We start from the raw sequence: 22,989 nt of genomic DNA on the forward strand, positions 1-22,989 counted from the left end.
GCAAATTATGCCAGTACGGGAAGCAAGACTGCGGGAAAGCCGCTCTGACACGCCCCGAGGACCGGCCCATGTGCCCTGCCAACCCTTTCAACGCCGCTGATGCCACACCGCCGGAGCACTGTGCGCGTCCGTTTTCGTTTGCGGGCACCGGGGCGGTCAGGGCATCGGTATGAACATGCAGCATCACAGCGCCGGGGCCGGTCAGAACAGCAAAGGGACCGGCGCAGAGCGTCCGCGCCGGGTCATGTTTTACAGCCACGACACTTTCGGACTGGGGCATCTGCGCCGCTCGCGGGCGCTGGCCTCTGCGCTGACAGCATCACATCCGGGCACATCAGCCATCATTCTCACCGGCTCGCCGATTGCGGGACGGTTCACTTTCCCGGAAAAGGTCGATCACGTGCGGCTGCCCGGTGTCTCCAAACTGCCGGACGGCAGCTATATCAGCCAGACGCTCGGGCTTGATATCGACGACACAACGGCGCTGCGCTCCGGGCTTATTCAGACAGCTATTGAGCAGTATGATCCCGATCTGCTGATCGTCGATAAGGAACCGACCGGGTTTCGCGGCGAGCTTCTGCCGACACTGGAATGGCTTGAAAGGCGCGGCACGACGCGCTGTGTGCTGGGCCTGCGCGACGTGCTGGATGAGGCGACGGTGCTGCGGGCTGAATGGAAGCGCAAGGGCGCTGTCGAGGCAACCGAGCGATTTTATGATGAGATCTGGGTGTACGGCCCACGAACGTTCTACGACCCGACCGAAGGCCTGCCGCTTTCGGATGCTGCGCGTGAACGCATTCACTGGACCGGCTATCTGCGGCGCGAAGTGACCGACGAGGCAGATATCCCGGAAGAGCCTTATGTGCTGATCACACCGGGCGGCGGCGGGGACGGCCGCACGATGGTCGATCAGGTCATAGCGGCCTATGAGGCAGATCCGGAACTCAGCCCCAGAGCCATGCTGGTTTACGGCCCGTTTCTGTCCGGCGAGGTGCGCGAAGCTTTTGACGACCGGGTGGAGAAGCTGAACGGCCGCGTGACGGCTGTGGGTTTTGACGCGCGCATTGAGGCGCTTTTTGCAGGGGCGCAGGGGGTGGTCTGTATGGGCGGGTACAACACTTTTTGCGAAGTGCTCTCTTTTGACCAGAGGGCGGTGATTGTCCCGCGCACCGTGCCCCGGCTGGAACAGTGGATCAGGGCGTCACGGGCGGAAGAGCTGGGCCTTGTGCGTATGCTCGACGAAAGCCGCGATGGCATGACGCCCGAAGCGATGATCGCTGCGATCCGGGGACTGCCGTCACAGGCGCGCCCTTCAGAGGCAGGTGCCGACGGTCTTCTCGACGGGCTGGACGTGGTGGTCCGGCGGGCAGAAGCGCTGGTTTCCGGCACATGACATCACCCCGCCCGCGACTGGCGGTCGTGGTCAAAGGGTGGCCGCGGCTCTCGGAGACATTCATTGCGCAGGAGCTTGTTGCTCTGGAAGACAGCGGAACACCGTTTGAGATCTGGTCGCTGCGCCATCCCACCGACACCCGCACACATCCGCTTCACGACAGGCTTCAGGCACCGGTACATTATCTGCCGGAATATCTGCGCGACGATCCTGTCCGCGTGCTGCGTGCTGCGGTCTGCGCGATGCGCCTGCCGGGTTTTGCAGCGGCCTGGCGGGCCTTTCGCGCCGACTATGCACGCGACCGCAGCCCCAACCGCGCCCGCCGCTTTGGCCAGGCCTGCGTACTGGCCCGCGAACTGCCGGCGGAAACCCAAGGCCTGTACGCCCATTTCCTGCACACCCCGTCATCTGTGGCGCGGTATACGGCAATCCTGCGCGGGTTGCCGTGGTCCTTTTCGGCGCATGCCAAAGACATCTGGACCACGCCCGACTGGGAACTGCGCGAGAAACTGAGCGCCAGCAGCTTTGGCGCAGCCTTTGGCGCGACCTGCACCAGCATCGGGGCGGAGCATCTGCGCGCCCTTGCCGACACACCGGACCGGGTGGATCTGGTCTATCACGGGCTTGATCTGTCGCGCTTTCCCGATCCGCCCGACCGCGCCCCGCGCGCACCCGGAGCGCCGCTGAAGCTGCTGTCAGTGGGACGCCTTGTGGAAAAGAAGGGCTTTGACCGGCTGATCAGCGCGCTGGCGCTGCTGCCTGACGGCCTCGACTGGCACTGGACGCATATCGGCGGCGGCACTCTCAAAGACGACCTGGCCGCGCGCGCCGGAAAGGCCGGCCTGTCCGGACGGATCAGCTGGCAGGGTGCGCAGGATCAGCCGGCGGTCATTGCTGCTATGCGCGGGGCTGACCTTTTTGTGCTGCCCAGCCGCGTGGCAAGAGACGGCGACCGCGACGGCCTGCCCAACGTGCTGATGGAAGCGGCGAGCCAGAAGCTGCCGGTGCTTTCCACGCCTGTGTCGGCGATCCCGGAGTTTATCGAGACAGGGGTGCACGGGGTCCTCACCGATGACGCGCCCGACAGCATCGCGCGTGAGATCACGGCTTTTGCGGATGATCCGTCGCGCGGGCCGGCCCTGGCAGAGGCGGCATACGACAGACTTAACGCTGCCTTCCGGATGCAGCCCGGCATAGACCGGCTCGCCCGGCGGCTGAACGCGATGATGGCAAAGTCCCGATGACGGATCTGGCCTTTTACGCCCCGATGAAAGCCCCCGGACACCCGGTGCCTTCGGGTGACAGAGCCATGGCGCGCGGCATTCTGAGCGCGCTTGAAGTTGCCGGATACAGACCTGCGGTGGTCTCCGCTCTGCGCAGTCGTGAGCCGTCGGGCAACGCGGCCGCTCAGCAACGGCTGTTCGCAGAGGCACGGGATGAAATCACGCGCCTCACCGCGTCAGATCAGGCGCAGACATGGCGGGCCTGGATCACCTATCACAATTACTACAAAGCACCCGATCTCATAGGGCCGGCCGTGAGCAGGGCACTTGGCATCCCCTATCTTCTCATTGAGGCCACAAGGGCGCGCAGCCGGCTGACCGGGTCCTGGTCGGCTTTCGCACGCGCGGCAGAGGATGCCTCGGATACGGCTGTGGTGATTTTTTATCTGACGGAACATGACGCCATAACTCTCGCTGACCTGCGCCCGCCGGCACAGCAGCTGGTGCATCTGCGCCCGTTTCTGGCGCGCGATGCACTGCCGCCCGAAACGTCAGGCACGGGCGGAATGCTGAGCGTCGGCATGATGCGCCAGGGCGACAAGCTGGCGTCCTATCGCATCATTGCGCAAACTCTGGGAGAGCTGCGACGGAAGGACTGGCGGCTCGATATCGCCGGTGACGGGCCGGCGCGGGCGGATGTAGGGACGCTGATGGCACCCTTTGGCAACAGGGTCAGACTGCACGGCGCGCTGACGCCCGAAAAGACACAGGCGCTGATGCAGGAGGCGTCTTTGCTGCTCTGGCCCGGGGTCAACGAAGCGTTTGGCATGGCCTATCTCGAAGCTCAGGCTGCCGGCCTGCCCGTCGTGGCACAGGACCGCCCCGGCGTGCGCGACGTTCTGGCCCCGGGCGCCTACCCGGCCCCTGAAGCGGGTGCTGCTCCGCTCGCGGAGCTCGTGGAACGGCTTCTGAACGATAACGGGGCGCGGCAGAAAGCCGGTCAGAGCGCACGCGCCCACATCAAAGCGCGGCATCTGATCGGGTCGGCCGCGGACACGCTCGCAGATACATTGAACGGGGTGATGACATGACGCGCCTTGCACTCATTCGCCATGGCCATACCGCCTGGAACCGCGCAGGGCGCATCCAGGGCCGCAGTGATATTCCGCTCGACACGGAAGCAGAAGCCGCGCTTGCGCATCTGCGGCTGCCCGGGCCCTGGGCGCAGGCTGAGCTGTGGTCCAGCCCGCTGGTGCGCGCGACACGTACTGCCGAGCTTATATCGGGGCGCAGGCCACGGACGGACGATGCACTTACGGAAATGAACTGGGGGGCCTGGGAAGGGTTACGCGGGGCTGACCTGCGCGCCGATCCCGCGTCAGGTTTCCGAGACACAGATCAATGGGGCTGGGCGTATCGCCCGCCCGGTGGCGAAAGCCCCGCAGAGGTGCTGGCCCGGTTGCTGCCCTGGGTCAGCGCGCTGCGCGCCGACAGCGTCGCGGTATGCCATATCGGCGTGATGCGGATGCTGATGGCGCGCGCGACCGGCTGGAACTTTGACGGCCCCGCCCCCTTTCGCATTAAACGCAACCGGCTGTTCGTGCTGGAAACCGGCCCCGGTGCATGGACGCTGGAGCCAGAGCCGGTGCGTCTGACGGAGTGTCGCCCGTGAAGGTCATGATCGTCGTTACGCATCTGCTCGGATCGGGTCATCTTGCGCGGGCGCTGACACTCACCCGCGCCTTCCGAGCATCGGGTCACAGCGTGCACCTTGTGAGCGGCGGGCAGCATGTGCCCCACCTTCTGAAAGAGACAGGTGACGTCACTGAACTCGAGCCGCTGCGCTCGGACGGGGTGAACTTCACGCGTCTTTTGGACCGTCACGGTGATGTCGCGGGCCCGAAGGTCTTTGACGACCGGATCCGGGTGATGCTGAGCCGTCTTGATCAGATCCGGCCCGACGTGCTGATTACCGAACTTTTTCCGTTCGGCAGGCGCGTGCTGCGCGCAGAGTTCACCGCCCTGCTTAAAGCCGCGCATGCGATGACACCCAAGCCACTGATCTGCAGTTCGGTCCGCGATATCCTCGCACCACCGTCAAAACCTGCAAAGGCCGCTATGGCCGATGACATAACCGCTCAGTTTTACAACGCGGTCCTCGTGCATGCCGACCCTGAAATCACACCGCTGGAGATGAGCTGGCCGGTAAGCGGGACTTTGCGGCCGTTTCTGCATTACACCGGCTATGTGGCGGCAGATGACGCAGGCCCGCATCCCGATCGCGCCGGGGCGGGCGAGATCCTTGTCAGCGCGGGCGGTGGGTCCGTGGGGGATCCGGTCTATGAAGCCGCACTTGGTGCCGCCGCCCTTACGCCGGACCGGACATGGCGGCTTCTTGCAGGCGGCAAAGACGCAGAGCAACGCGTGGCCCGGCTGGCCGAACGGGCGCCTGCCAATGCCATTGCCGAACCGGCGCGACCGGACTTCCGGCAGATGCTGCGGCACGTGGCGGTCTCTGTATCGATGTGCGGGTACAATACGGCGCTCGATATACTGCAGGCCGGAACACCTGCAGTTTTTATCCCCTTCGATGAGGGTGGCGAAGTAGAGCAGGGTCTGCGCGCGCGTGCACTGTCCCGTCTTGACGGTATTGAGGTTATTCTTACTGCGGATCTTACCCACGCGACCCTGGCGGCGGCTGTTGCCCGCGTTCAGCGTGCACCACGGCGTGCGCGCCGCACCGACCTGTCCGGTGGTGCCCGGCGGAGCGTTGAAATTGTCGCCGCGCTGCGGGCAGGAATGACATGAGTGCACTGTGGCAGCCTCTACGGGACGAACTCAGGCTGTGCCGCGCGGACGGGCTGGATGTGCCGTTGTGGTGGCGGGATGATGACGCGATCCGCCCGACGCCGGCCCTTGACCGGCTGACCGATATGGCTGCGCGCGTCGGTGTCCCGGTGCACCTTGCCGTCATTCCGGCTCTTGCAGAGCCGGCGCTTGGCGCATACCTGCGCGGCAATGACGGGCTGATCGCGCTGGTACATGGCTGGGCTCATGAGAACCACGCCCCCGAGGGGGATAAAAAAGCCGAGTTCGGCCATCCAAGATCTGACGGTGCCGCGGAAATCGCCAAAGCGGTCGCGCGACTGGAGCGCCTGTGCGGCCCGCATCTTCTGCGCGTTTTCGTGCCTCCGTGGAACCGGTTTGATAACAGTTTTATCGATGCCCTCAGGAGCTCAGGGTTTCGCGGCCTGTCAGCCTTTGTGGCCAGACAAACGCCGATGGCGGCACCCGGGCTGCTCCGCATCAACACTCATGTCGACCCGATCGACTGGCGCGGCACGCGCGGGCTCATCATGCCGGAAACGATTATTGCCGGCGCGGTCGACAGGCTCCGGGCACGGCGGACCGGAACCGAGGATGCCACCGAACCGCTCGGCCTGCTGACCCACCATCTTGTGCACACCGAAGATGTCTGGCAGTTCACCGAAACCTTTCTGAACGAGATGCTGGCCGGCGGTGCAGAACCGGCATCAATCGCCCGACTGACGGAGCCCGACCATGAGCAGACTTGATTCCATGCGCCGCCGGCTGACGGCACAGATTGACGGGCTGAACTGGGCGGCAGAACAGATTACCGGTCTGACCGGCGATGTGCTTGAGCTTGGTCTGGGCAACGGCCGCACCTATGATCACCTGCGTGAAAATCTGCCCGGGCGCCGCATCCGCGTGATCGACCGTGTGCTGCAACCGCATCCTTCCTGCGTCCCGCCAGTGGAAGATTTTATGCAGGGAGAAGCCGAAGATATGCTTGCCGCCCTCGCAGCAGAAGGTGCGATGATGGCGCTGGCGCATTATGATTTCGGCTATGGCGATAAGGCGCGTGATGTGGCCGAGGGCGCAAAACTTTCCCCGCTGATCGTGCCGCTTATGGTGGCGGGCGGGCTGGTCGTGAGTCAGCAGCCCCTCGTCGGGATTGAACAGATTGCCGGGCCCGATACCATCGATCCGGAACGCTATCTCTTCTACCGTGCGTCATAAAACACACCCTGCACGGAACCAGAACGGCAGGCGGGCGTTTATCCCGCGGGTACATCGAAAGGAAAACACCATGACCAGAATCGCAGTTCTCTTTGCCGTCATCACCGCACTTGCTGCCTGTGAGACCACCAAAGGCGTCGGCCGTGACGTGCAGAACGCAGGCCAGGCACTGGACGAGGCGGTTTAAGCTGACCCCTTCTTCCACGGACAAAAAGCGGTGTTTATCACCGCTTTTTTTCTGTCCTGAAGACTGATGACCATGGATTGCGGGCCATGGGTGGCCACCAGATCGGGGGGCACTCCTGCCTGTCCCGGGGCCGGATCCCTGATGAAACCGCCAGCGCACTGGCAGGCAGAAAAGAGGCCCCGGCCTGGCCTGCGACACCGAATGATTTTTGGCCTGGACCTCGCCGCAAAAGCGGTTAGTCTATGTCTCAGGACACACCCATCAGAAGGATCTGACGATGCTGAGACTTGCCATTCTTATGACTGCTGTACTGGCGCTGGCCGCCTGCGAGACGACCAAAGGCGTGGGCCGCGACGTTCAGAACGCAGGCGAGGCGCTCGACCAGGCGATCTGATCTGCCCGTGCGCCCCGCGGTACACGCGGGGCATACCGGCAGCGTTTTTCAACACCACAGAAACCGGCGCGCTCAGGGCCGGTTTCACTCGTTTTATGCGCCGTCGATCTGTGCCGCACAGGTCCTGCACAGCGCAGTTTCGGGCACAGCATCAAGCCGCGCCTCCGATATTTCCTCTCCGCATTTCAGACAGATACCGTAAGAGCCGTCTTCGACGCGCTTGAGAGCGGCATCAATGCGCCGGACCTGCTGCAGCTCGTTCTGACCCAGCGCTTCCAGCACCTCATCTCCCTGCCGCTCCGTCGAAAAATCCTCCAGATCGCGCGTCGGAGTTTCGTCGAGCGCATGCTCCACTTCCTGCAGATGACCAACCAGTTCGCGCCGGCGGACCAGCAACGTCGATTTTCTTAACTCTGTATCCACTTCAGCCTCCTCTTTTCTCTGGAGAAGTATCGCAGGACGCAGCACCATTTGCTTTGATTTGGATCAGTCAGACCGAGGGTGTGGAGAGGGGAACGGCGGCCCGCGCACCAGCAGCACAGAACGCAGACGGCCGGACGTGCGAAAAGCGCCAGGGGATCGGACCGAAATCCGCATCCGTGCGTGAGCACATCCTGACGCCTTCCTGAACCCGTCATCCCCCCAGAGGGCGAACTGTGGCCCACATTGCTCCGGGCGTTACCGCCCCTCGCCGAAGCAGCCTGTCCTGAGACCTGCCACTCCCCGCGCTGACCCTCCCGGTGCTGCCTTCCCGGATGTCCCCTTGCGGTTCCACCTGTTTCGACCTGCGCCGGCGCCTGCCGCCCTTTCGCCACAGCCCTTTCGGGCTCACACGATCCGACCTGCTTCCTCCTGATGTTGCCGCCCGGGACCTGAGCCCGAAGACCCTGTTCCCTGACGCCTCTGCCCGAAGGGGCCTTTGCGTCCGCTCCTTTGTTCAGTGAACGCCGTTGCGGTGAGATCAGACTGCGCTCCGGCGATGAGTCGCGCAACAGAAATTTACGGGATTCGCGCAATTTCTTGTGGATAAGCTGTTGATTTAAATGTGGTTTTCTTATGTGGATAAGCGGGGGATAAGGCGGAAATATCCTTTCCCCCGGCAGACTTGCCGCGCTGCGGAATGCCTGTGGAAAGGCGCATTCTCCCGGCGGGTTTTTTGCCCGCTATAACCTGTGGCTGCGGGGTGGTGCCGGGTCGCGGCGGGCGTGGCGGCGCGTTCCGCGCGCTGGTTCGCGCCTGCGCCGGCGGGCTTTGTGCCGGGGTGCCGGCGCGGCGGGGCAAGGGTTACCGGGGCGTGCGCGCAACGGGGGGTGCACATGGGGCCCCGGGACAGAACTGTGGACCTGGCGGGCCCTGAAAAAAGGGGCAAAGGGGGCGTATGACCTGCGTGCACAGAGTGTGCACAGGGTGTGCACCGTTTGCGGTGATTTTGGCGGACATGGGGGAAAAGCCCCGGGTTTATGACCGGGGGGTTAAGGCGCGGTCCGGCGCAGCCGGATTGAACAGTCCGGTGGACTGTTCAAAGCGCCGAAAGCGGATTTCGCAAGAAATTCGCCGGGGGGCGCGGCGTGGCGCGGTGGCGCCGGGTATCGCAGGAAATTGACCGGAGATGCGGGCGGCGGGCTATCATCGTGGCACGGGCGCCAGAACCGAGGGGTGGGCGAGAAGCGCCCGCCCCGTGGGGGCGGTTCGGGCGCTGCAAATCCACAGGATTTGCGTTATACGCCATCACGTCACCATTCGATCGAATGTCTATACTTATCGACAGTATTCAACGCCTGCAGACTCTCGGGCGAAATATACTCTGTCCACCTTCGACGACGGTAGAAGTTCAAAATTAGCAGCCGAGTGACAAGTTTGCCCATGAGGCATAGTGAAGCCAATATAGCCCATCGTTGTAATCGAGATAATACCGACCCTATCAGTTCTCCCATTAACTTCCGCGAAAGCAGACGTATTGATTAATCGAGAGAAAAACTTTTCAGTTCCAAGCAGAAAGCTAATAGCCAAGGCAGCCCAGATTACAGTAGCGAAAAATGAATAACTTACCAGATTGATGTCGCTTTTAGGGAGAACCAACATCGCAAATTTAATTCCAAATGCGCGACGAGTGTTTCTAAATTCATGTGTTGGAGTACTCTGAATATAAAGTAAAAACCAAAATATTGATGGAAGAACCAGAAACAAAATTAATGCATGGAAAGATTTAGAAGCGAACAAGAAGTAAATACTGCCGTAATACAGACCGCTGAAAGCAAAAAATGCGAAAACGGTGAACATTAATCTTCTGAAAAATACTGTTTGTCGTCCTAAAACAACAACCTTTCGACGAAATCGAAAAGAGCACCAGCGCACTAGTTCCGAGAGAAAAAACGCAACTGAAAAAAGCGTGGCCCAAGATAAAAATTGGGCGGCAATAACTGAGATAACAAATGCAATAGAAAATTGAATTGATAATGAAAACAAAGTTCTAGTGTCGGCAAACAACACAAAATCATGTGGGCCGGCAAGCACAAATCCTGCGATGTGTGCAGTGGACAGCGAAAGCAGGGATAGCAAAGCAAAGGCAGTTTTAGGCAGCCTCCAAAAACTGAGTAATTTATCAACTTGCGCTTGAGGCAATTATCCAATCCATTTCAACATTAGACACATACTTTGGATAATGTGCCTTGTAATGCGATAGCGCGCTAATAACTTTTTTGCAGCGGACCAGATGCACCGGTTACGAGTTGGCAGCCGCTCGTTGGCAATCGCACATCTCCATGAACAGCTTTAGTCAGCGCCCCAACACAACCGGGGTGGGCCCGCTGGTTGGCTGCGCCAACCGCTGCCGCCCACTGGCCTTCCTCAGCGCGTAAAAATGGTCGGCTTTCAGCCGTCCATTTTCAGAGCGCTGATGAAGGCCTCCTGAGGTATATCCACCTTACCAAACTGGCGCATCTTCTTCTTACCCGCCTTCTGCTTATCCAGCAGCTTGCGTTTACGCGTGGCGTCCCCGCCGTAACACTTCGCAGTCACGTCCTTGCGCATGGCTGACAAAGTTTCACGCGCGATGACCTTGCCGCCGATCGCCGCCTGGATCGGGATTTTGAACATGTGGCGGGGGATCAGGTCTTTGAGCTTTTCGACCATCGCGCGGCCGCGCTGTTCGGCGCGGTCACGGTGGACCATGGTGGAGAGCGCATCGACGGGCTCGTCATTCACGAGGATCGACATCTTCACCAGCTTGTCTTCGCGGTAGCCGATCATCTGATAGTCAAAGGAGGCATAGCCCTTGGTCACCGATTTCAGACGGTCGTAGAAGTCAAACACCACCTCGTTCAGGGGCAGGTCATAGACGACCATCGCACGGCTGCCGGCATAGGTCAGATCGAGCTGGATGCCGCGACGGTCCTGGCAGAGTTTCAGCACGTCACCGAGATAGTCATCGGGCACCAGTATGGTGGCTTTGATGCGCGGTTCCTGCAGGTGATCGACGAGGGTCAGGTCGGGCATGTCAGCAGGGTTGTGCAGCTCCATCATCTCGCCGTCTTTCATGTGGATATGATAGATGACGGAGGGCGCTGTGGTGATCAGTTCGATGTCATATTCACGCTCGATCCGGTCGCGGATGACTTCGAGGTGCAGCAGGCCGAGGAAGCCACAGCGGAAACCGAAACCGAGGGCGGCGGAGGTTTCCATTTCGTAGGAGAAGGAGGCGTCGTTCAGGGCCAGTTTCTCGATGGCGTCGCGCAGGTCTTCGAATTCGGCGCTGTCCACAGGGAAGAGGCCACAGAAAACCACCGGCTGGCTGGGTTTGAAGCCCGGGAGCGCCTTGTCGGTGGGGTTTTTCTCGTGGGTGACGGTGTCGCCGACGCGGGTGTCGCGCACCTGTTTGATCGAGGCGGTCAGAAAGCCGATTTCGCCCGGGTTCAGGCTGTCGATCTCGGTCATGGCGGGGCGGAAGACGCCTATGCGGTCCACATGGTGCACGGTGCCGTTCTGCATGAAGCGGATGCGGTCGTTTTTCTTCAGCTGCCCGTCCATGATGCGCACGAGCACGATGACGCCGAGGTAGCTGTCGTACCAGCTGTCCACCAGCATCGCTTTGAGCGGGGCGTCGGGGTTGCCTTTGGGCGCGGGCAGTTTGTGCACGATCGCTTCAAGCGTTTCGGTGATGCCCTGCCCGGTTTTGGCAGAGACCCGGATCGCCTCGGAGGCGTCGATCCCGATAACGTCCTCGATCTGTTCGGCCACGCGGTCGCAGTCGGACGCGGGCAGGTCGATCTTGTTCAGCACCGGCACGATCTCATGGTCGGCCTCGATGGCGTGATACACATTGGCGAGGGTCTGTGCCTCGACGCCCTGGGTGCTGTCGACAACCAGCAGCGAGCCTTCGACGGCGCGCATGGAGCGGCTGACCTCATAGGCGAAATCGACGTGGCCGGGGGTGTCGATCAGGTTGAGGACGTATTCCTCGCCGTTCTCAGCCGTGTAATTGATCCGCACGGTCTGTGCTTTGATGGTGATGCCGCGTTCGCGTTCGATGTCCATGCTGTCGAGCATCTGCTCTTTCATCTCGCGCGCGGAGACGGTGTTGGTCGACTGGATCAGCCGGTCTGCGAGCGTGGATTTCCCGTGGTCGATATGGGCGACGATCGAGAAATTGCGGATATGTGAAAGCGGTGTCATGACAAGTGGATATGGTGGGCTTTTCAGGGTTGGTCAAGGTGGCAGATTGCGCCATGACAGCGCGCCCCGGGAGCATCCGCGCCTGTCCCGACAGGATGCCACGCACGGCCGCCGCGTAAATGCCGCGCTAATTGTGTTCCCCGGAGGCGCGCGCGGGTGTATTCTGGCCGCATCGGTCCCGGCGCCCGGGACAAGGAGGACCCCATGACCCGCAGAAATGTCACCCGCTTCACCCTGCCCGCGCTGGCCGCTTCTGCTCTGGCGCTGCCCGCCGCGGCGCAGGCGCAGAGCACCTTTGAGGTCTACGGTCAGCTCAACTTCGGGGTTTTCAGCACCGATGACGGCTTCGACAGCGAGACCTATTTCACCGACAACGACAATTCCAATTCGCGGGTCGGGTTCAACTGGATGAACAGTTTCGGCGACGGGCGGTCGCTGCGGTTCAATTTCGAGACAGGCCTGGGGCTCAACGGCTCTTCTGCCGTCACAATTGATGACACCGACCTTGATTTTGACTTCAGCAGGCGCGAGCTGCGCAAGTTTGAATTCATCTACAGAACACCCGATACCGGCACGATCAGCCTCGGACAGGGGGGCACGGCCAGCGATGGTGTGGCGGAGGCTGATTTCTCCGGCACGTCGGTCATCGCTTATTCGGGCATCTCCGATCTCGCGGGCAGCATTGAGTACCGCGGTGCAGGCGGTGCCGGGACGGGGATCGCCATTGGCGATACGTTCAAATCCTTTGACGGGGCACGGCGTTTCCGGCTTCGCTATGACACGCCGTCCTGGAACGGGCTGGTCTTCAGCGCCTCGGGTGGTGAGGAGGTACTCGCCGAAGGCAACGACAATGAGTATTACGACATCGGCGCGCGCTATACCGGCGATTACGGTGATCTGCGTGCGGATGCGCGTCTGGGCTATGCCTGGGTCAGCGGGGGAGAGGAGCTGATGGTCGGCTCTGTCGCATCCCTGCATGTGCCCACGGGTCTGAGCATTGCGGTCTCTGCCGGTGCACAGCAGGAAGGCAACGACGACTATGTCTATGCCAAGCTGGGCTGGCAGCAGGACTGGTTTTCCATCGGCACCACGGCGCTGTCTGTCGATCTTTACGAGGGCAATGACTATGCCATCGACGGCTCTGACAGCGCATCTGTCGGGCTGGCGGTTGTGCAGCAGGTGGATGACTACGATCTCGAAATTTATGCCGCCTGGCGCCGCCATGAATTTGACGCTCCGGGCACAACCGTCGCGGATATTGACGTTTTTGCCATCGGCGCGCGCTGGAAATTCTGACGCGACGAGGCGTCGCGCGGGCAGGCGATTGTAAGCCCCCGGGCTCTGGGCCATAGTCGTGCCGGTAACGCAGTCAGTATCGGGGGGAGTGGTATGCTCAGAACAGCGGTTTTGCTCGGTTCAGTGGTGGTGCTTGCCGCCTGCGGCAGCGCCCCTGCCCCGCGCGGCGGCAGCGGCACACAGGCGCAGGCTGTTTCCTTTGACACGGGCACGGTGTCGCGCTTTGCCACCGGGCCGATCGGCACCGCCTGCCTGATCCATGACCGGCGCAACGCCTCGCGCGCGCTCTGCGGTTGCGTTCAGGCGGCAGCGGACATGACCCTCAATCAGGCCGACCAGCAGCGTGGCGTGCGCTTTTTTTCAGAGCCGGAACTGCTCAACGAGATCAAGATTTCCGACAGCGTGGCGAACGAGGCCTTCTGGGAGCGCTGGGACAGGTTTTCGGAGACCGCCGAGCGGCTTTGCGGTTAGGCCTGAGACAGTGGTGCGCCGGTCAGAGATCCCGCATCCAGAACTGCAGCGGCTTGGTGGTTTCTTCGGTGTCTCCGATGTCTCTCCATGAGAACTGCGCCACAGCACCCGCCACAGGCGCATAGCCGCGGGCGCGCCAGAACGGGTGCAGACTGCGCGCGTGCCGCGGGCGCGCAGGATGATCACGAGGGCGGGTGACAGCGCAGAAACAGGCCACGTTAAACCCGAGTGCCCTGCCCTGCGCCTCGCGCAGGTCAAAGAAGCGGTGACCGATCCCCTGCCCGCGGTAGTCCGGCTGCAGCACGCTTTCCGCGCAGTACCACAGGCCCGCGGGGTCCGTGCCTGAGCCGGCAAAAGCCGCGCTGAAATCATCCGCGTGATCCGCCAGCGGCAGGGCCGTGGCCGCCCCCACCAGCCGGGACCCGTCAAAGGCCCCGATCACACAGGCCGCGGGGTTGTCCGCATAGGGTGCCAGATAGGCCTGCTCGTATTCCGCATCGCCGTCATAAAGATACGGCCAGTCGCGAAAAACCGCGATGCGCAGATCCGCAAGCTGCGGCAGCGCCGCGCGCAGGTCGCCACCGGTCAGAGGGCGGACATCGGGTGCCACCGGCTCAGGCGACCTGAGCCGTCCAGTCGGAAAGATTATAACGGGTCGTCACGCGGGAAATTTTACCGTCCCGGATGTCAAAGAACGAACCTGCAGGCAGGCGGTAAGACTGGCCACGCGCTTCCGGCAGACCTTCATCTGTCGCCATATAAGTGCCGTTGACGGTGTATTCCGCCGCCCCGCGCGCGCCATCGGGGGAGGTAAAGATGACCATATCTGTCAGCGTTTCGTCGTAACAGCGGCTCATATGCGCGCAGAAGGCTTCGAAAGCGGCCTTGCCGGTACGGATATCGCCCTCGTTGACGTGATGGGCCACGTCATCGGTCAGACAGCCGAGCATGGCGGGAATGTCCTTTGCGTTAAAGGCATCGAAATAGCGGTGCAGGACAGTGCTCATGCGGGTCTCCCGGGGTTGCGCGGGGCCCTTGATGCGGCGGCCGGTCGGTGCTGTCAATGCTGCCCTGCCTCGTCTGAATGCCGCGCGGGGCTGGCGCAGGTGCCGGGTGCCGCCTATGGTCCGCGGCAAAAGACAGGCGAAAAGACATGCTCAAAGACGCATCCGAAATCCGGCCCGCGCAGCACAGGTATTCGGGAAAGATCACCGATCCGGACCGCTGGGCGCTTTATGCGCCGCGACGGGGCGATATCATCGTGTGCACGCCCGCGAAGTGCGGCACCACCTGGACGCAGTCGATCATCGCGCTGCTGCTGAACGGAGGCCATGATCTGAACGCGCCTGTGACGCATATATCGCCATGGATTGACGCGGATTTTGAGGACGCAGAGAGCGAAGCGGCGCCCGGGCGGTTGGCTGCGAGACCCGGCCGCCGGGTGATCAAGACGCATACTCCGGGCGACGGGTTTCCGGTCTGGGACGGGGTGCATGTGGTTGCCGTTTACCGGCATCCGCTCGATGTGGTGCTGTCGCTGCGCAAACATCTGATGAACATGGTGCGGATCAGCGATCACCCGATGAAAGAGGCGTTGCCGGCAGCGCTGCGGTACTTTCTGCAGGCGCCGTTCTCGCCTGATGACGTCGACACGGATGCGCTGAAACTGCTGACGGAGCATTACCGGCGCACGGTGGCCGCGCGTCCTGGCGGTCAGGTCACGGTGCTGCATTACGCCGATATGATTGCGGATCACGCAGGCACCGTGGCACGGCTGGCGCGCGTTCTGGGGATTGATGCGGATGAAGAGGCGCAGGCACGGGTTGTGGCGGCGACGGCGTTTACCTCGATGAAGCGCCGTGCGGCGGATTTCGCGCCCCAGGGCGGCACCGGGTTGTGGAAAAACGATACCGCGTTCTTTGACAGCGGCGGCACGGAAAAGTGGCGTGGCGTTTTCAGTGAGGCGGATCTGGCAGCTTTTGAGGCGCGGCTGGCGGAGCTGGTACCGGAGCCGGGCCTGCGCCACTGGCTGCAGTACGGCGGCGCCTGCGCGCACGGGTCCTGAGCTCAGATCATTTCGGTGGGCGGGCCGAAGCGGCCGATCAGCCGGTCGCGGATCTGGTCGCGGGCCTGGCGGTAGCTGACGAGTTTCGCCTCGCGCGTCTCGCCAAGGCCGGTGGGGTCGAGGATGGGCCAGTATTCGACCTCAAGGTGGTAAAACCGCGTGAGCTCCAGCGCGCGGCGCTGGCTTGCAGGGCTCAGCGCAATCACCAGATCGAAAGAGCCCAGATCGTCGCCCCAGTTCTCCATCTCGTCAAAGCTGCGCGAGCGGTGGCGGGAAAGCTCCACGTCCATTTCCTGACAGACCGCGATGGAAAAGCCGTCGATCTCCATGTCGTTGGTGACGCCGGCGGACTGCACATAGGTGCCGGTGCCATAGAGCTTTTTCATGATGCCCTCGGCCATCGGAGAGCGCACAGCGTTGTGATCGCAACAAAACAGAACCGACTGTGGCAGCTCCTGACCCATTCAGCCCCCGAAATGCAGCACGCAGATGAGCGTGAAAAGGCGGCGGGCGGTGTCTGTATCTACCTCGGCCTTGCCTTCGAGACGCTCCTGAAGCACGCGGCTGCCTTCGTTGTGGATGCCGCGGCGGGCCATGTCGATGGTCTCGATCTGGCTGGGGGGTAGTTTCTTAACGGCCTCAAAGTAGCTCTCGCAGATCTGGAAATAGTCCTTCACGACCTGCCGGAAGGGCCCGAGCGACAGATGAAACTCAGCGGCCTTTTCGGCGCTTTCCGTCTTCACATCAAAGACCAGTCGCTTTTCGCGGATCGCAAGACCTACGTGATAGGGCCCGGCGGGCACCTCACGACCGTCGCGGGCGGGCAGCACAAAGGTGTTTTCCTCGAGCAGGTCGAACATGGCCACTTTGCGCTCCTGCTCTATCTCGGGCGTGGGCGGCGGCAGACCGGAGTCGTCGAGGTTAATCTGTGAAATACGGGACATGGGAAGGATCTTTGCGGGGTTGTGAACCGTGACTGCTTAGCGCAGGTCACCGCACCGGGGCAACCGCCCTCGCGGGCAAATCAGTCGTTGAGTTTGCGCAGACGGGCGGTGACCGACAGCCCGTGTGCCTCAAGACTTTCCGTGGCAGCGAGCGTTTCTGCCGCAGGGCCGATGGCGCGCAGGGCTGCAGGTGTCATGCGGGCAAGCGTCGTGCGTTTCATGAAATCAAGCACGGAGAGCCCCGAGGAGAAGCGCGCAGAGCGCGCGGTGGGCAGCACGTGATTGGGTCCGCCGACATAATCGCCGATGGCCTCCGGCGTCCACTGGCCGAGGAAAATGGCGCCTGCGTGGGTGATCTTTGCGCTCAGCGAATCCGGGTCGGCCACGCAAAGCTCAAGGTGTTCCGGCGCGATACGGTCCGAAAGCTGCGCTGCCGTGTCGAGATCGGGCACGGTGATCACCGCGCCGAAATCACGCCAGGAGGCCCCGGCGATTTTGCTGCGGCTGAGGGTGGTCAGGCGGGTTTCCACCGCCTTTGCCACGGCCTCGCCGAAGGCTGCATCCGTGGTGATCAGGATCGACTGCGCGCTTTCGTCATGCTCGGCCTGGCTCAGCAGATCCAGCGCGATCCAGTCAGGATCATTGTCCGCATCCGCGATCACGAGGATCTCGGAAGGACCGGCGATCATATCAATGCCCACCTTGCCAAAAACCCGGCGTTTTGCCGCCGCCACAAAAGCATTGCCCGGTCCGGTGATTTTATCCACCGGGGCGATGGTTTCTGTCCCGTAGGCCAGCGCCGCGATGGCCTGAGCGCCGCCGATGCGGTAAATCTCATCGACGCCGGCGAGTTCTGCTGCGGCAAGCACCAGCGGGTTGAGGATCCCGTCGGGGGCCGGCACCACCATGGCCAGTCGCGGCACGCCCGCGACGCGCGCAGGGATGGCGTTCATCAGCACCGAGGAAGGATAGGAGGCCAGACCGCCGGGCACATAAAGACCGGCGGCGGCCACCGGGGTCCAGCGCCAGCCAAGGGTGGCGCCCGTATCGTCGGACCATTCGGCATCTTCAGGCAGCTGGCGCTCGTGATAGGCGCGGATGCGATCTGCCGCCAGACGCAGTGCGTCCCGTTCGGCCTCCGGCACGGAAGCCGCCGCCGTGCGGATGTCCTCTGCGGAAAGACGCAGGGCCGCGGCGGTCAGTTTCAGGCGGTCGAATTTTTCGGTGAGCTCAAGGAGGGCGGCATCGCCCCGGGCGCGCACATCCTCGATGATACCGGCAACGGTGGCATCGACGTCCGGGCTGTCTTCGCGTTTGGCCGACAGGAGTGCGGTAAATGCGCTTTCAAAATCCGGATCGGTTGCGTTCAGAAAGACAGGCATGAGGTCCTCGGCATGAAAGAGGGGACTGGTGGTCAGAGCTTCCGGGGGCGATACCTCCGGCCCCGGGCAGAGATCAGTCCGGATGGTCAGGCGTTTTCTTAGATGGCGCCATGTAGGGTTTTGTCACGTCTTTCAAGGTCGCCTCGACCGCTTCGACGGTCAGGCGGATTGCCCCGTCTCCCGCAAGTGTCAGCAGGATGTGGCCCGCCGGCGCCCCGGTCGGCTCGAAGGTCACCGAGAGCAGTGAGAGCACCGTATCGGCATCCCCCCTGTCAATACCGTTGCTGGCCACCGCCGTGACCGTGTCAAAGGCCAGCACGGACTGCACCCTTTCGGGCGAGACCGCGCGCGCCGGCCCCTCTTCCCAGCGGAAGCGGTTCAGCAGCAGGGCAAAACGCCTGCCCTTGCGGTCCCATTTCATTTCCGCAGCCGGCAACACGGCGTCCTGACAGAGCGAGGAAATGACCTGCAGGTCATCGGCATCCAGCGCGCCGAGGTTCAGCGGTGCCTCACGGCCGTCTTCGAAGCGGGCGTCGGTCATGAGCCTGAAATCCGCTCGATGTCGGCGCCGACGCCGGACAGTTTGGAGACGACCTGCTCATAGCCACGGTCGAGGTGATAAACACGGGCCACGCGGGTTTCACCCTCTGCTGCAAGGCCCGCAAGAATGAGCGACACGGAGGCGCGCAGGTCGGTGGCCATGACCGGCGCGCCCTTAAGGCGTTTGACGCCTTTCACGGTCGCGGTGCCGCCGTGCACCTCAATATCGGCCCCCATTCGGATAAGTTCGGGCGCGTGCATGAAACGGTTCTCAAAAATCTTTTCCTCCAGCACGGAAGTGCCCTGTGCCGTGCACAACAGTGCCATCATCTGGGCCTGCAGATCGGTAGGGAAACCGGGAAAAGGTTCTGTCGTCACGTCGACGGCTTTGATATCGCCGGAGCGGCGTTTGACCGTGAGGCCCGCGGCGGTTTCAGACACATCCACCCCCGCAGCATCAAGTTTTTCGCAAAACGCCTCAACAAGGCTGATCCGGCCGCCCAGAAGCTCCACCTCGCCACCGCAGATCGCAGGCGCCAGCATATAGGTGCCAAGCTCAATTCGGTCAGTGACCACGGTATGGGTAGCGCCGCCCAGCCGGTCCACACCTTCGATGGTAATGGTGCTGGTACCGTCGCCGTCGATATGGGCGCCCATGGCGCGCAGGCAGGTCGCGAGATCAACGATCTCAGGCTCGCGGGCGGCGTTGCTGATGACTGTCGTACCTTTGGCAAGGGTTGCCGCCATGAGCGCGTTTTCAGTCGCACCCACGGAGGCGAAATCGAAATCAATGGTGCCGCCCCTGAGCCCGCGCGGCGCGCTGGCATGCACATAACCGTCGCGCAGTTCCAGCTCAGCGCCCATGGCCTCCAGCGCCCTGAGATGCAGATCGACCGGGCGCGCGCCGATGGCGCACCCCCCCGGCAGCGAGACCACCGCGTGGCCACAGCGCGCCAGCATCGGGCCAAGCACGAGGATCGAGGCGCGCATTTTGCGCACGATGTCATAGTCGGCGGTCTGGTTGCTGATGTCGTGGCTGGACATGGCCAGCACCTGTCCGCTCTGCAGCGAGGTGACCTCAGCGCCCAGTGACTGCAGCAGTTCGGTCATGGTGCGGATGTCGCTGAGCCGCGGCGCATTAACCAGCGTCAGCGGCTCTTCGGTGAGCAGCGTGGCCGGCATCAGCGTCAGACAGGCGTTTTTCGCCCCCGCGATCGGTATCTGACCGGAGAGCGGGCCGTTGCCTCTGACGAGTATTGAATCCATCTGCTCAGACGTCCTTTTTCTGCCCGGGTGTCGCCGGTTTGCCTGTCCCGTCTGCGGCCTGTCGTTCGCGGACCTGCGACTTGCGCCGCGCCAGGTTGGCCCTGAGAGCGGCTTTGAGCCGGTCCTCGCGCGTTCCGGTTGTCTTTGCCGGGCCTTTCCGGGGTGATTTATCTGCCATAGCGCCTGTCTAGCGCAGGGCGCAGGAAGGGTCCAGATAAGGCTTGCACGTGCCAATATTTGCGTCTAATCACGCGCCACACCGGCGCTGCTGTAGCTCAGAGGTAGAGCACTCCCTTGGTAAGGGAGAGGTCGAGAGTTCAATTCTCTCCAGCAGCACCATGAAATACGGACTTTCCAGTCCAACATGTACTCAACCTCGGCGCACCAGATTGTGGCTGCGTAACTTGCGCCGCAAAAGCTAACTGAGTTGGCGGGTTGTGCGACTCTAGTCCAGGCAATTCATGCGATCGCCAGTGACCTGCCCCCGGAGGCTCCCTCATTCATAACGAGAGTTTGCGGGTTTGGTTTTCATAATCTTCGTCGTGTGGTTGGGCAAGCGCGCCGGGCGCGGAGCCCTCAAATTGCTCAAGCGTCCGGCGCGCCTCGGCCGGCGTTTGATTTCCGAGCGACGAATGCGGCCTGACGTGGTGGTAGTCGTACCTCCAGAGGGCCGGTTTTCGGCGGGCGTCATCCAGGCTGTCGAACATCTCCTCGTTCAACAGTTCGTCGCGCAAACTGCCGTTGAATGACTCGATGAAGGCATTCTGTTCCGGCTTACCCGGGTCGATGTAATGCCACTCGACATCATTGTCGTTGGCCCATTTCAGGACTGCCCGGCTAGGGAGTTCTGTTCCGTCGCCAATGGCGCTCGAACCAGTGCCGCATACATTGGCAACTCTCTGACAATGCTGGCGGGCCTGCCATAGACCCGGACAAGCGCGTCCGGTTCCCGTGCCACCCGGGCACCGGAGATGCTGGTGTCAGCCATCAGGCACAGGTTCTCGCGGCAGCAATTGTCGTTCACCGCCAGGATGCGGAACCGGCGCGAGGCCCCCAACGTGTCAGGCAGGAAGTTCAGCGACCATCGTTCACCCGGTCTCAGTGCTTCTGGCATCGGTGAGCGCGAGCCACGGGCCCGTTTGCGGCCCCGTCGTCGCCTGACGCCCAACTTCTCATCCGTGTACAGACGATACAGCTTCTTGTGGTTCATGATCATCCCTTTGCGCTCCGGCATCACGCCGATCCGCCGCCTCTCGGCGATTGCATGCAATCGCCTGTCGGCCAAGGGATAGCCGAACCGGCGCCGCCTGGCAGCGACGGCCTTCATCTCTTCTCTGATCTCCGGATTGTCCCCCTCTCATCGAAACTGCGTTTCGACTGCCGGGGCAGGCGGGACGGGCGTTCACGCCAGACCGTCTTCGAATCGACACCCCCTCTTATGGTTTGCAAGCAAACCACTGCCAGGCAGTGGACAAGTCGGCAGGCCCGGCGTTGCGAGATATCATGATCCCGCATCGCCCCGGGCGCTGCCTCTCGCCGCTCATTCGGCGTCGTCAGCTCTTTCCCAGCAGATCCTTCAGCACAATATTATCCGGCATCGTATCCGCCAGCAGGAGCTTGAGCCTGGCATTCTCGTCCTCAAGCCTTCTCAGCCTGGCGGCATCAGACACCTCCATGCCACCATATCTGGATTTGAACTTGTAGAACGCGCCCTCGCTGAGGCCATGCTTGCGACAAACCCCGAACGTCGGATTCCCGGCTTCCTGTTCCTTGATCATCCAGATGAGCTGCGCCTCGGTGAAACGGCTCTTTCGCATCTGTTTGCTCCTTCGAAAGGTTGAGCAAACTCTATATCGGAACGAGGGAAGTTTCGGGGGCAGGTCAGGGGTGTTTCCTTTTGAATTTGGGCCTCATTTTTTGGTGGACAATAGTTTCATCATGATCCGATTAGGTTTGGTTGACTGATAGGTTTAAGACAAAGCCCGTCGGCCTCCAGAAACTGAATAGGGATAGCGCATCATGCAGTGAGGCGATAATGGCAGGTTTTCCGGATTTAATAATGGAGTGGTTCGTATCGTGTAGTGCGCCCCCGGGTTATGACCGTATCATCAGCGCGACAAACTATCCCCCGAAATCGAGCTGTAATTGGAACTGAAGGTTCGCGTTAGTTTCCACCATACTCACACCAGTCTGCTACCTTTGAATTGGATTCAAACAGCTCTTCTTTATTGCCGCAATCGCGAAAGCCCCAAGTGCAGATGCTTCCGTTCGCTGGCTTGTTATCAGGTCTATTGACCAGGACGGGAGCGCTAACGGCGGCGGTAAGACCTGGCAGCCAGCGCGTTCTGCGACAGATCCAAGTGATGCTGGCACGGTCGCCAGCAGGTCTGTTCGTGAGATCAATTCCGGCATCAACAGAAAATTGGCGCTTGTCATTGCGATGTGTCGGGATTTGCCTAGTTTCTTAAGTGCGTCGTCAACAATACCGCGTCTATCAGCACTTAACGTCATCAATGCATGCGGTGTTTCAAGATATTTCTCAAGAGAAAGGCTCTGCCCTATCGTGGGGTGGTTTTTGCGTGCAATGCAGACGAAGCTGTCAGTGCCATACGTCGTCCGTCGGATGCGCGCCGGCAATCGACCGAATGTGCCGATCGCGAGCGTAATGTCACCGTTGTCCAACTGCGCGATAATTTTCCGCTTGTTCAGTTGGGCGAACCTGAGGGTGAGGTTTGGTGCGGTATGTGCAAGATGATTTGTAAGGCGCGGAGCGATCTGCAATACCGCCAGATCGGATGCTGCGATAACGATTTCCCCCTCAGCAGAGTACGCGTCAAACGCAGTCGCTTGCAGCGTTCCTGATAAGATTTCGAGAGCTCTTGCAACATCCGGCGCAAGTGCCTCAGCCCTTTCAGTTGGCGACATACCTCCCGGAACACGTTGGAAAAGAGCATCGTCAAAATGAAGTCTGAGCCGAGCCAGGGCGTTACTCATTGAAGGTTGTGCTAAACCAATACGTTCTGCTGCGCGCCCGACGTGCTGTTCCTGGTACAGCGCACTAAACGCCTTGAGAAGATTAAGATCGAAAGCGAGAATATTCACAGGATAAATTTATA

General features: G+C 61.6%; 24 protein-coding genes, 1 tRNA gene and 1 pseudogene. 13 read left to right on the forward strand and 13 right to left on the reverse strand.

Annotation, left to right across the window (positions count from 1 at the left end; genetic code table 11):
- The first annotated feature begins 175 nt into the window (after positions 1 to 175).
- The 9 genes from G3256_RS16030 to G3256_RS16070 all read left to right on the forward strand — a co-directional run bounded on the left by G3256_RS16030 (position 176) and on the right by G3256_RS16070 (position 7,238).
- On the forward strand, positions 176 to 1,393 hold the full coding sequence (locus G3256_RS16030) for a glycosyltransferase family protein (RefSeq protein ID WP_169642481.1): 1,218 nt from the start codon (positions 176 to 178) through the stop codon (positions 1,391 to 1,393).
- On the forward strand, positions 1,390 to 2,637 hold the full coding sequence (locus G3256_RS16035; RefSeq protein ID WP_169641781.1) for a glycosyltransferase family 4 protein: 1,248 nt from the start codon (positions 1,390 to 1,392) through the stop codon (positions 2,635 to 2,637). Before G3256_RS16030 ends, G3256_RS16035 begins: the two co-directional genes overlap by 4 nt.
- A complete protein-coding gene (locus tag G3256_RS16040; RefSeq protein ID WP_246227652.1) occupies positions 2,634 to 3,707 on the forward strand; it encodes a glycosyltransferase family 4 protein in 1,074 nt (357 codons plus the stop codon). The genes G3256_RS16035 and G3256_RS16040 overlap by 4 nt, the downstream gene beginning before the upstream one ends.
- Positions 3,704 to 4,288, forward strand: a complete 585-nt coding sequence (locus G3256_RS16045; RefSeq protein WP_169641782.1) for a histidine phosphatase family protein — start codon at positions 3,704 to 3,706, stop codon at positions 4,286 to 4,288. Before G3256_RS16040 ends, G3256_RS16045 begins: the two co-directional genes overlap by 4 nt.
- The gene (locus G3256_RS16050) at positions 4,285 to 5,424 is read left to right on the forward strand and encodes a glycosyltransferase family protein (RefSeq protein WP_169641783.1); all 1,140 of its coding nucleotides are present in this window, start codon (positions 4,285 to 4,287) and stop codon (positions 5,422 to 5,424) included. The genes G3256_RS16045 and G3256_RS16050 overlap by 4 nt, the downstream gene beginning before the upstream one ends.
- Positions 5,421 to 6,191, forward strand: coding sequence for a polysaccharide deacetylase family protein (locus G3256_RS16055; RefSeq protein ID WP_169641784.1), 771 nt, complete (start codon positions 5,421 to 5,423; stop codon positions 6,189 to 6,191). The genes G3256_RS16050 and G3256_RS16055 overlap by 4 nt, the downstream gene beginning before the upstream one ends.
- Positions 6,178 to 6,657, forward strand: coding sequence for a class I SAM-dependent methyltransferase (locus G3256_RS16060; protein ID WP_169641785.1), 480 nt, complete (start codon positions 6,178 to 6,180; stop codon positions 6,655 to 6,657). The genes G3256_RS16055 and G3256_RS16060 overlap by 14 nt, the downstream gene beginning before the upstream one ends.
- Before the next feature lie 70 nt (positions 6,658 to 6,727).
- On the forward strand, positions 6,728 to 6,844 hold the full coding sequence (locus G3256_RS16065; protein WP_169641786.1) for an entericidin A/B family lipoprotein: 117 nt from the start codon (positions 6,728 to 6,730) through the stop codon (positions 6,842 to 6,844).
- Positions 6,845 to 7,121: 277 nt separating this feature from the next.
- Positions 7,122 to 7,238 carry an entericidin A/B family lipoprotein gene (locus G3256_RS16070; RefSeq protein WP_169641787.1) on the forward strand — a complete coding sequence of 39 codons (117 nt, stop codon included), beginning with the start codon at positions 7,122 to 7,124 and terminating at the stop codon, positions 7,236 to 7,238.
- A 93-nt stretch (positions 7,239 to 7,331) separates the two neighbouring features.
- On the opposite strand, the gene G3256_RS16075 is transcribed toward G3256_RS16070, so the two are convergent.
- The 3 genes from G3256_RS16075 to lepA form a co-directional block, all read right to left on the reverse strand.
- Positions 7,332 to 7,661 (reverse strand): TraR/DksA family transcriptional regulator, encoded by a 330-nt coding sequence (locus G3256_RS16075; RefSeq protein WP_169641788.1) that lies wholly within the window; start codon positions 7,659 to 7,661, stop codon positions 7,332 to 7,334.
- A gap of 1,335 nt (positions 7,662 to 8,996) precedes the next feature.
- A complete protein-coding gene (locus G3256_RS16080) occupies positions 8,997 to 9,860 on the reverse strand; it encodes a DUF443 domain-containing protein (protein ID WP_169641789.1) in 864 nt (287 codons plus the stop codon).
- A gap of 249 nt (positions 9,861 to 10,109) precedes the next feature.
- Positions 10,110 to 11,909, reverse strand: coding sequence for a translation elongation factor 4 (gene lepA / locus G3256_RS16085; RefSeq protein WP_169641790.1), 1,800 nt, complete (start codon positions 11,907 to 11,909; stop codon positions 10,110 to 10,112).
- Positions 11,910 to 12,113: 204 nt separating this feature from the next.
- Here lepA and G3256_RS16090 point away from each other — a divergent pair, with 204 nt between their 5' ends.
- Entirely contained in the window at positions 12,114 to 13,205 is a 1,092-nt protein-coding gene (locus tag G3256_RS16090) for a porin (RefSeq protein ID WP_169641791.1), read from the forward strand.
- 93 nt (positions 13,206 to 13,298) lie between these two features.
- Positions 13,299 to 13,676 (forward strand): hypothetical protein, encoded by a 378-nt coding sequence (locus tag G3256_RS16095; protein WP_169641792.1) that lies wholly within the window; start codon positions 13,299 to 13,301, stop codon positions 13,674 to 13,676.
- A 22-nt stretch (positions 13,677 to 13,698) separates the two neighbouring features.
- Here G3256_RS16095 and G3256_RS16100 read toward each other — a convergent pair whose 3' ends face one another.
- Positions 13,699 to 14,286, reverse strand: a complete 588-nt coding sequence (locus tag G3256_RS16100) for a GNAT family N-acetyltransferase (protein ID WP_169641793.1) — start codon at positions 14,284 to 14,286, stop codon at positions 13,699 to 13,701.
- Between the two features lie 4 nt (positions 14,287 to 14,290).
- Complete coding sequence (locus tag G3256_RS16105) at positions 14,291 to 14,683, reverse strand: ketosteroid isomerase-related protein (protein ID WP_169641794.1); 393 nt, start codon at positions 14,681 to 14,683, stop codon at positions 14,291 to 14,293.
- A 146-nt stretch (positions 14,684 to 14,829) separates the two neighbouring features.
- On the opposite strand from G3256_RS16105, the gene G3256_RS16110 reads away from it, so the two are divergent.
- Entirely contained in the window at positions 14,830 to 15,741 is a 912-nt protein-coding gene (locus tag G3256_RS16110; protein WP_169641795.1) for a sulfotransferase domain-containing protein, read from the forward strand.
- 2 nt (positions 15,742 to 15,743) lie between these two features.
- On the opposite strand, the gene G3256_RS16115 is transcribed toward G3256_RS16110, so the two are convergent.
- The 6 genes from G3256_RS16115 to G3256_RS16140 all read right to left on the reverse strand — a co-directional run bounded on the left by G3256_RS16115 (position 15,744) and on the right by G3256_RS16140 (position 20,051).
- Positions 15,744 to 16,205, reverse strand: coding sequence for an arsenate-mycothiol transferase ArsC (locus G3256_RS16115; protein ID WP_169641796.1), 462 nt, complete (start codon positions 16,203 to 16,205; stop codon positions 15,744 to 15,746).
- A complete protein-coding gene (locus G3256_RS16120) occupies positions 16,206 to 16,685 on the reverse strand; it encodes a UPF0262 family protein (RefSeq protein ID WP_169641797.1) in 480 nt (159 codons plus the stop codon).
- A gap of 80 nt (positions 16,686 to 16,765) precedes the next feature.
- Positions 16,766 to 18,067 (reverse strand): histidinol dehydrogenase, encoded by a 1,302-nt coding sequence (hisD, locus tag G3256_RS16125; RefSeq protein ID WP_169641798.1) that lies wholly within the window; start codon positions 18,065 to 18,067, stop codon positions 16,766 to 16,768.
- Positions 18,068 to 18,140: 73 nt separating this feature from the next.
- Positions 18,141 to 18,608 carry a DUF2948 family protein gene (locus G3256_RS16130; RefSeq protein ID WP_169641799.1) on the reverse strand — a complete coding sequence of 156 codons (468 nt, stop codon included), beginning with the start codon at positions 18,606 to 18,608 and terminating at the stop codon, positions 18,141 to 18,143.
- A complete protein-coding gene (gene murA, locus G3256_RS16135) occupies positions 18,605 to 19,873 on the reverse strand; it encodes a UDP-N-acetylglucosamine 1-carboxyvinyltransferase (RefSeq protein ID WP_169641800.1) in 1,269 nt (422 codons plus the stop codon). The genes G3256_RS16130 and murA overlap by 4 nt, the downstream gene beginning before the upstream one ends.
- 4 nt (positions 19,874 to 19,877) lie before the next feature.
- The gene (locus G3256_RS16140; protein WP_169641801.1) at positions 19,878 to 20,051 is read right to left on the reverse strand and encodes a hypothetical protein; all 174 of its coding nucleotides are present in this window, start codon (positions 20,049 to 20,051) and stop codon (positions 19,878 to 19,880) included.
- Between the two features lie 86 nt (positions 20,052 to 20,137).
- Here G3256_RS16140 and G3256_RS16145 point away from each other — a divergent pair.
- Positions 20,138 to 20,212: transfer RNA gene (locus G3256_RS16145), tRNA-Thr, on the forward strand.
- Between the two features lie 161 nt (positions 20,213 to 20,373).
- Here G3256_RS16145 and G3256_RS16150 read toward each other — a convergent pair.
- A pseudogene (locus G3256_RS16150) lies at positions 20,374 to 21,690 on the reverse strand (IS3 family transposase).
- 376 nt (positions 21,691 to 22,066) lie between these two features.
- The gene (locus tag G3256_RS16155) at positions 22,067 to 22,975 is read right to left on the reverse strand and encodes a LysR family transcriptional regulator (RefSeq protein ID WP_169641802.1); all 909 of its coding nucleotides are present in this window, start codon (positions 22,973 to 22,975) and stop codon (positions 22,067 to 22,069) included.
- Positions 22,976 to 22,989 lie beyond the last annotated feature (14 nt).

The sequence above is a fragment of the Roseobacter ponti genome (genome assembly GCF_012932215.1).
Lineage (GTDB): Bacteria > Pseudomonadota > Alphaproteobacteria > Rhodobacterales > Rhodobacteraceae > Roseobacter > Roseobacter ponti.

Bases quoted from the DNA above. Each gene is read 5' to 3' on its own strand.
- G3256_RS16030 (WP_169642481.1), top strand. From the start codon at position 176: ATGCAGCATCACAGCGCCGGGGCCGGTCAGAACAGCAAAGGGACCGGC.
- G3256_RS16035 (WP_169641781.1), top strand. From the start codon at position 1,390: ATGACATCACCCCGCCCGCGACTGGCGGTCGTGGTCAAAGGGTGGCCG.
- G3256_RS16040 (WP_246227652.1), top strand. From the start codon at position 2,634: ATGACGGATCTGGCCTTTTACGCCCCGATGAAAGCCCCCGGACACCCG.
- G3256_RS16045 (WP_169641782.1), top strand. From the start codon at position 3,704: ATGACGCGCCTTGCACTCATTCGCCATGGCCATACCGCCTGGAACCGC.
- G3256_RS16055 (WP_169641784.1), top strand. From the start codon at position 5,421: ATGAGTGCACTGTGGCAGCCTCTACGGGACGAACTCAGGCTGTGCCGC.
- G3256_RS16060 (WP_169641785.1), top strand. From the start codon at position 6,178: ATGAGCAGACTTGATTCCATGCGCCGCCGGCTGACGGCACAGATTGAC.
- G3256_RS16065 (WP_169641786.1), top strand. From the start codon at position 6,728: ATGACCAGAATCGCAGTTCTCTTTGCCGTCATCACCGCACTTGCTGCC.
- G3256_RS16070 (WP_169641787.1), top strand. From the start codon at position 7,122: ATGCTGAGACTTGCCATTCTTATGACTGCTGTACTGGCGCTGGCCGCC.
- lepA (WP_169641790.1), bottom strand. From the start codon at position 11,909: ATGACACCGCTTTCACATATCCGCAATTTCTCGATCGTCGCCCATATC.
- G3256_RS16090 (WP_169641791.1), top strand. From the start codon at position 12,114: ATGACCCGCAGAAATGTCACCCGCTTCACCCTGCCCGCGCTGGCCGCT.
- G3256_RS16095 (WP_169641792.1), top strand. From the start codon at position 13,299: ATGCTCAGAACAGCGGTTTTGCTCGGTTCAGTGGTGGTGCTTGCCGCC.
- G3256_RS16105 (WP_169641794.1), bottom strand. From the start codon at position 14,683: ATGAGCACTGTCCTGCACCGCTATTTCGATGCCTTTAACGCAAAGGAC.
- G3256_RS16110 (WP_169641795.1), top strand. From the start codon at position 14,830: ATGCTCAAAGACGCATCCGAAATCCGGCCCGCGCAGCACAGGTATTCG.
- G3256_RS16115 (WP_169641796.1), bottom strand. From the start codon at position 16,205: ATGGGTCAGGAGCTGCCACAGTCGGTTCTGTTTTGTTGCGATCACAAC.
- G3256_RS16120 (WP_169641797.1), bottom strand. From the start codon at position 16,685: ATGTCCCGTATTTCACAGATTAACCTCGACGACTCCGGTCTGCCGCCG.
- hisD (WP_169641798.1), bottom strand. From the start codon at position 18,067: ATGCCTGTCTTTCTGAACGCAACCGATCCGGATTTTGAAAGCGCATTT.
- G3256_RS16130 (WP_169641799.1), bottom strand. From the start codon at position 18,608: ATGACCGACGCCCGCTTCGAAGACGGCCGTGAGGCACCGCTGAACCTC.
- murA (WP_169641800.1), bottom strand. From the start codon at position 19,873: ATGGATTCAATACTCGTCAGAGGCAACGGCCCGCTCTCCGGTCAGATA.
- G3256_RS16140 (WP_169641801.1), bottom strand. From the start codon at position 20,051: ATGGCAGATAAATCACCCCGGAAAGGCCCGGCAAAGACAACCGGAACG.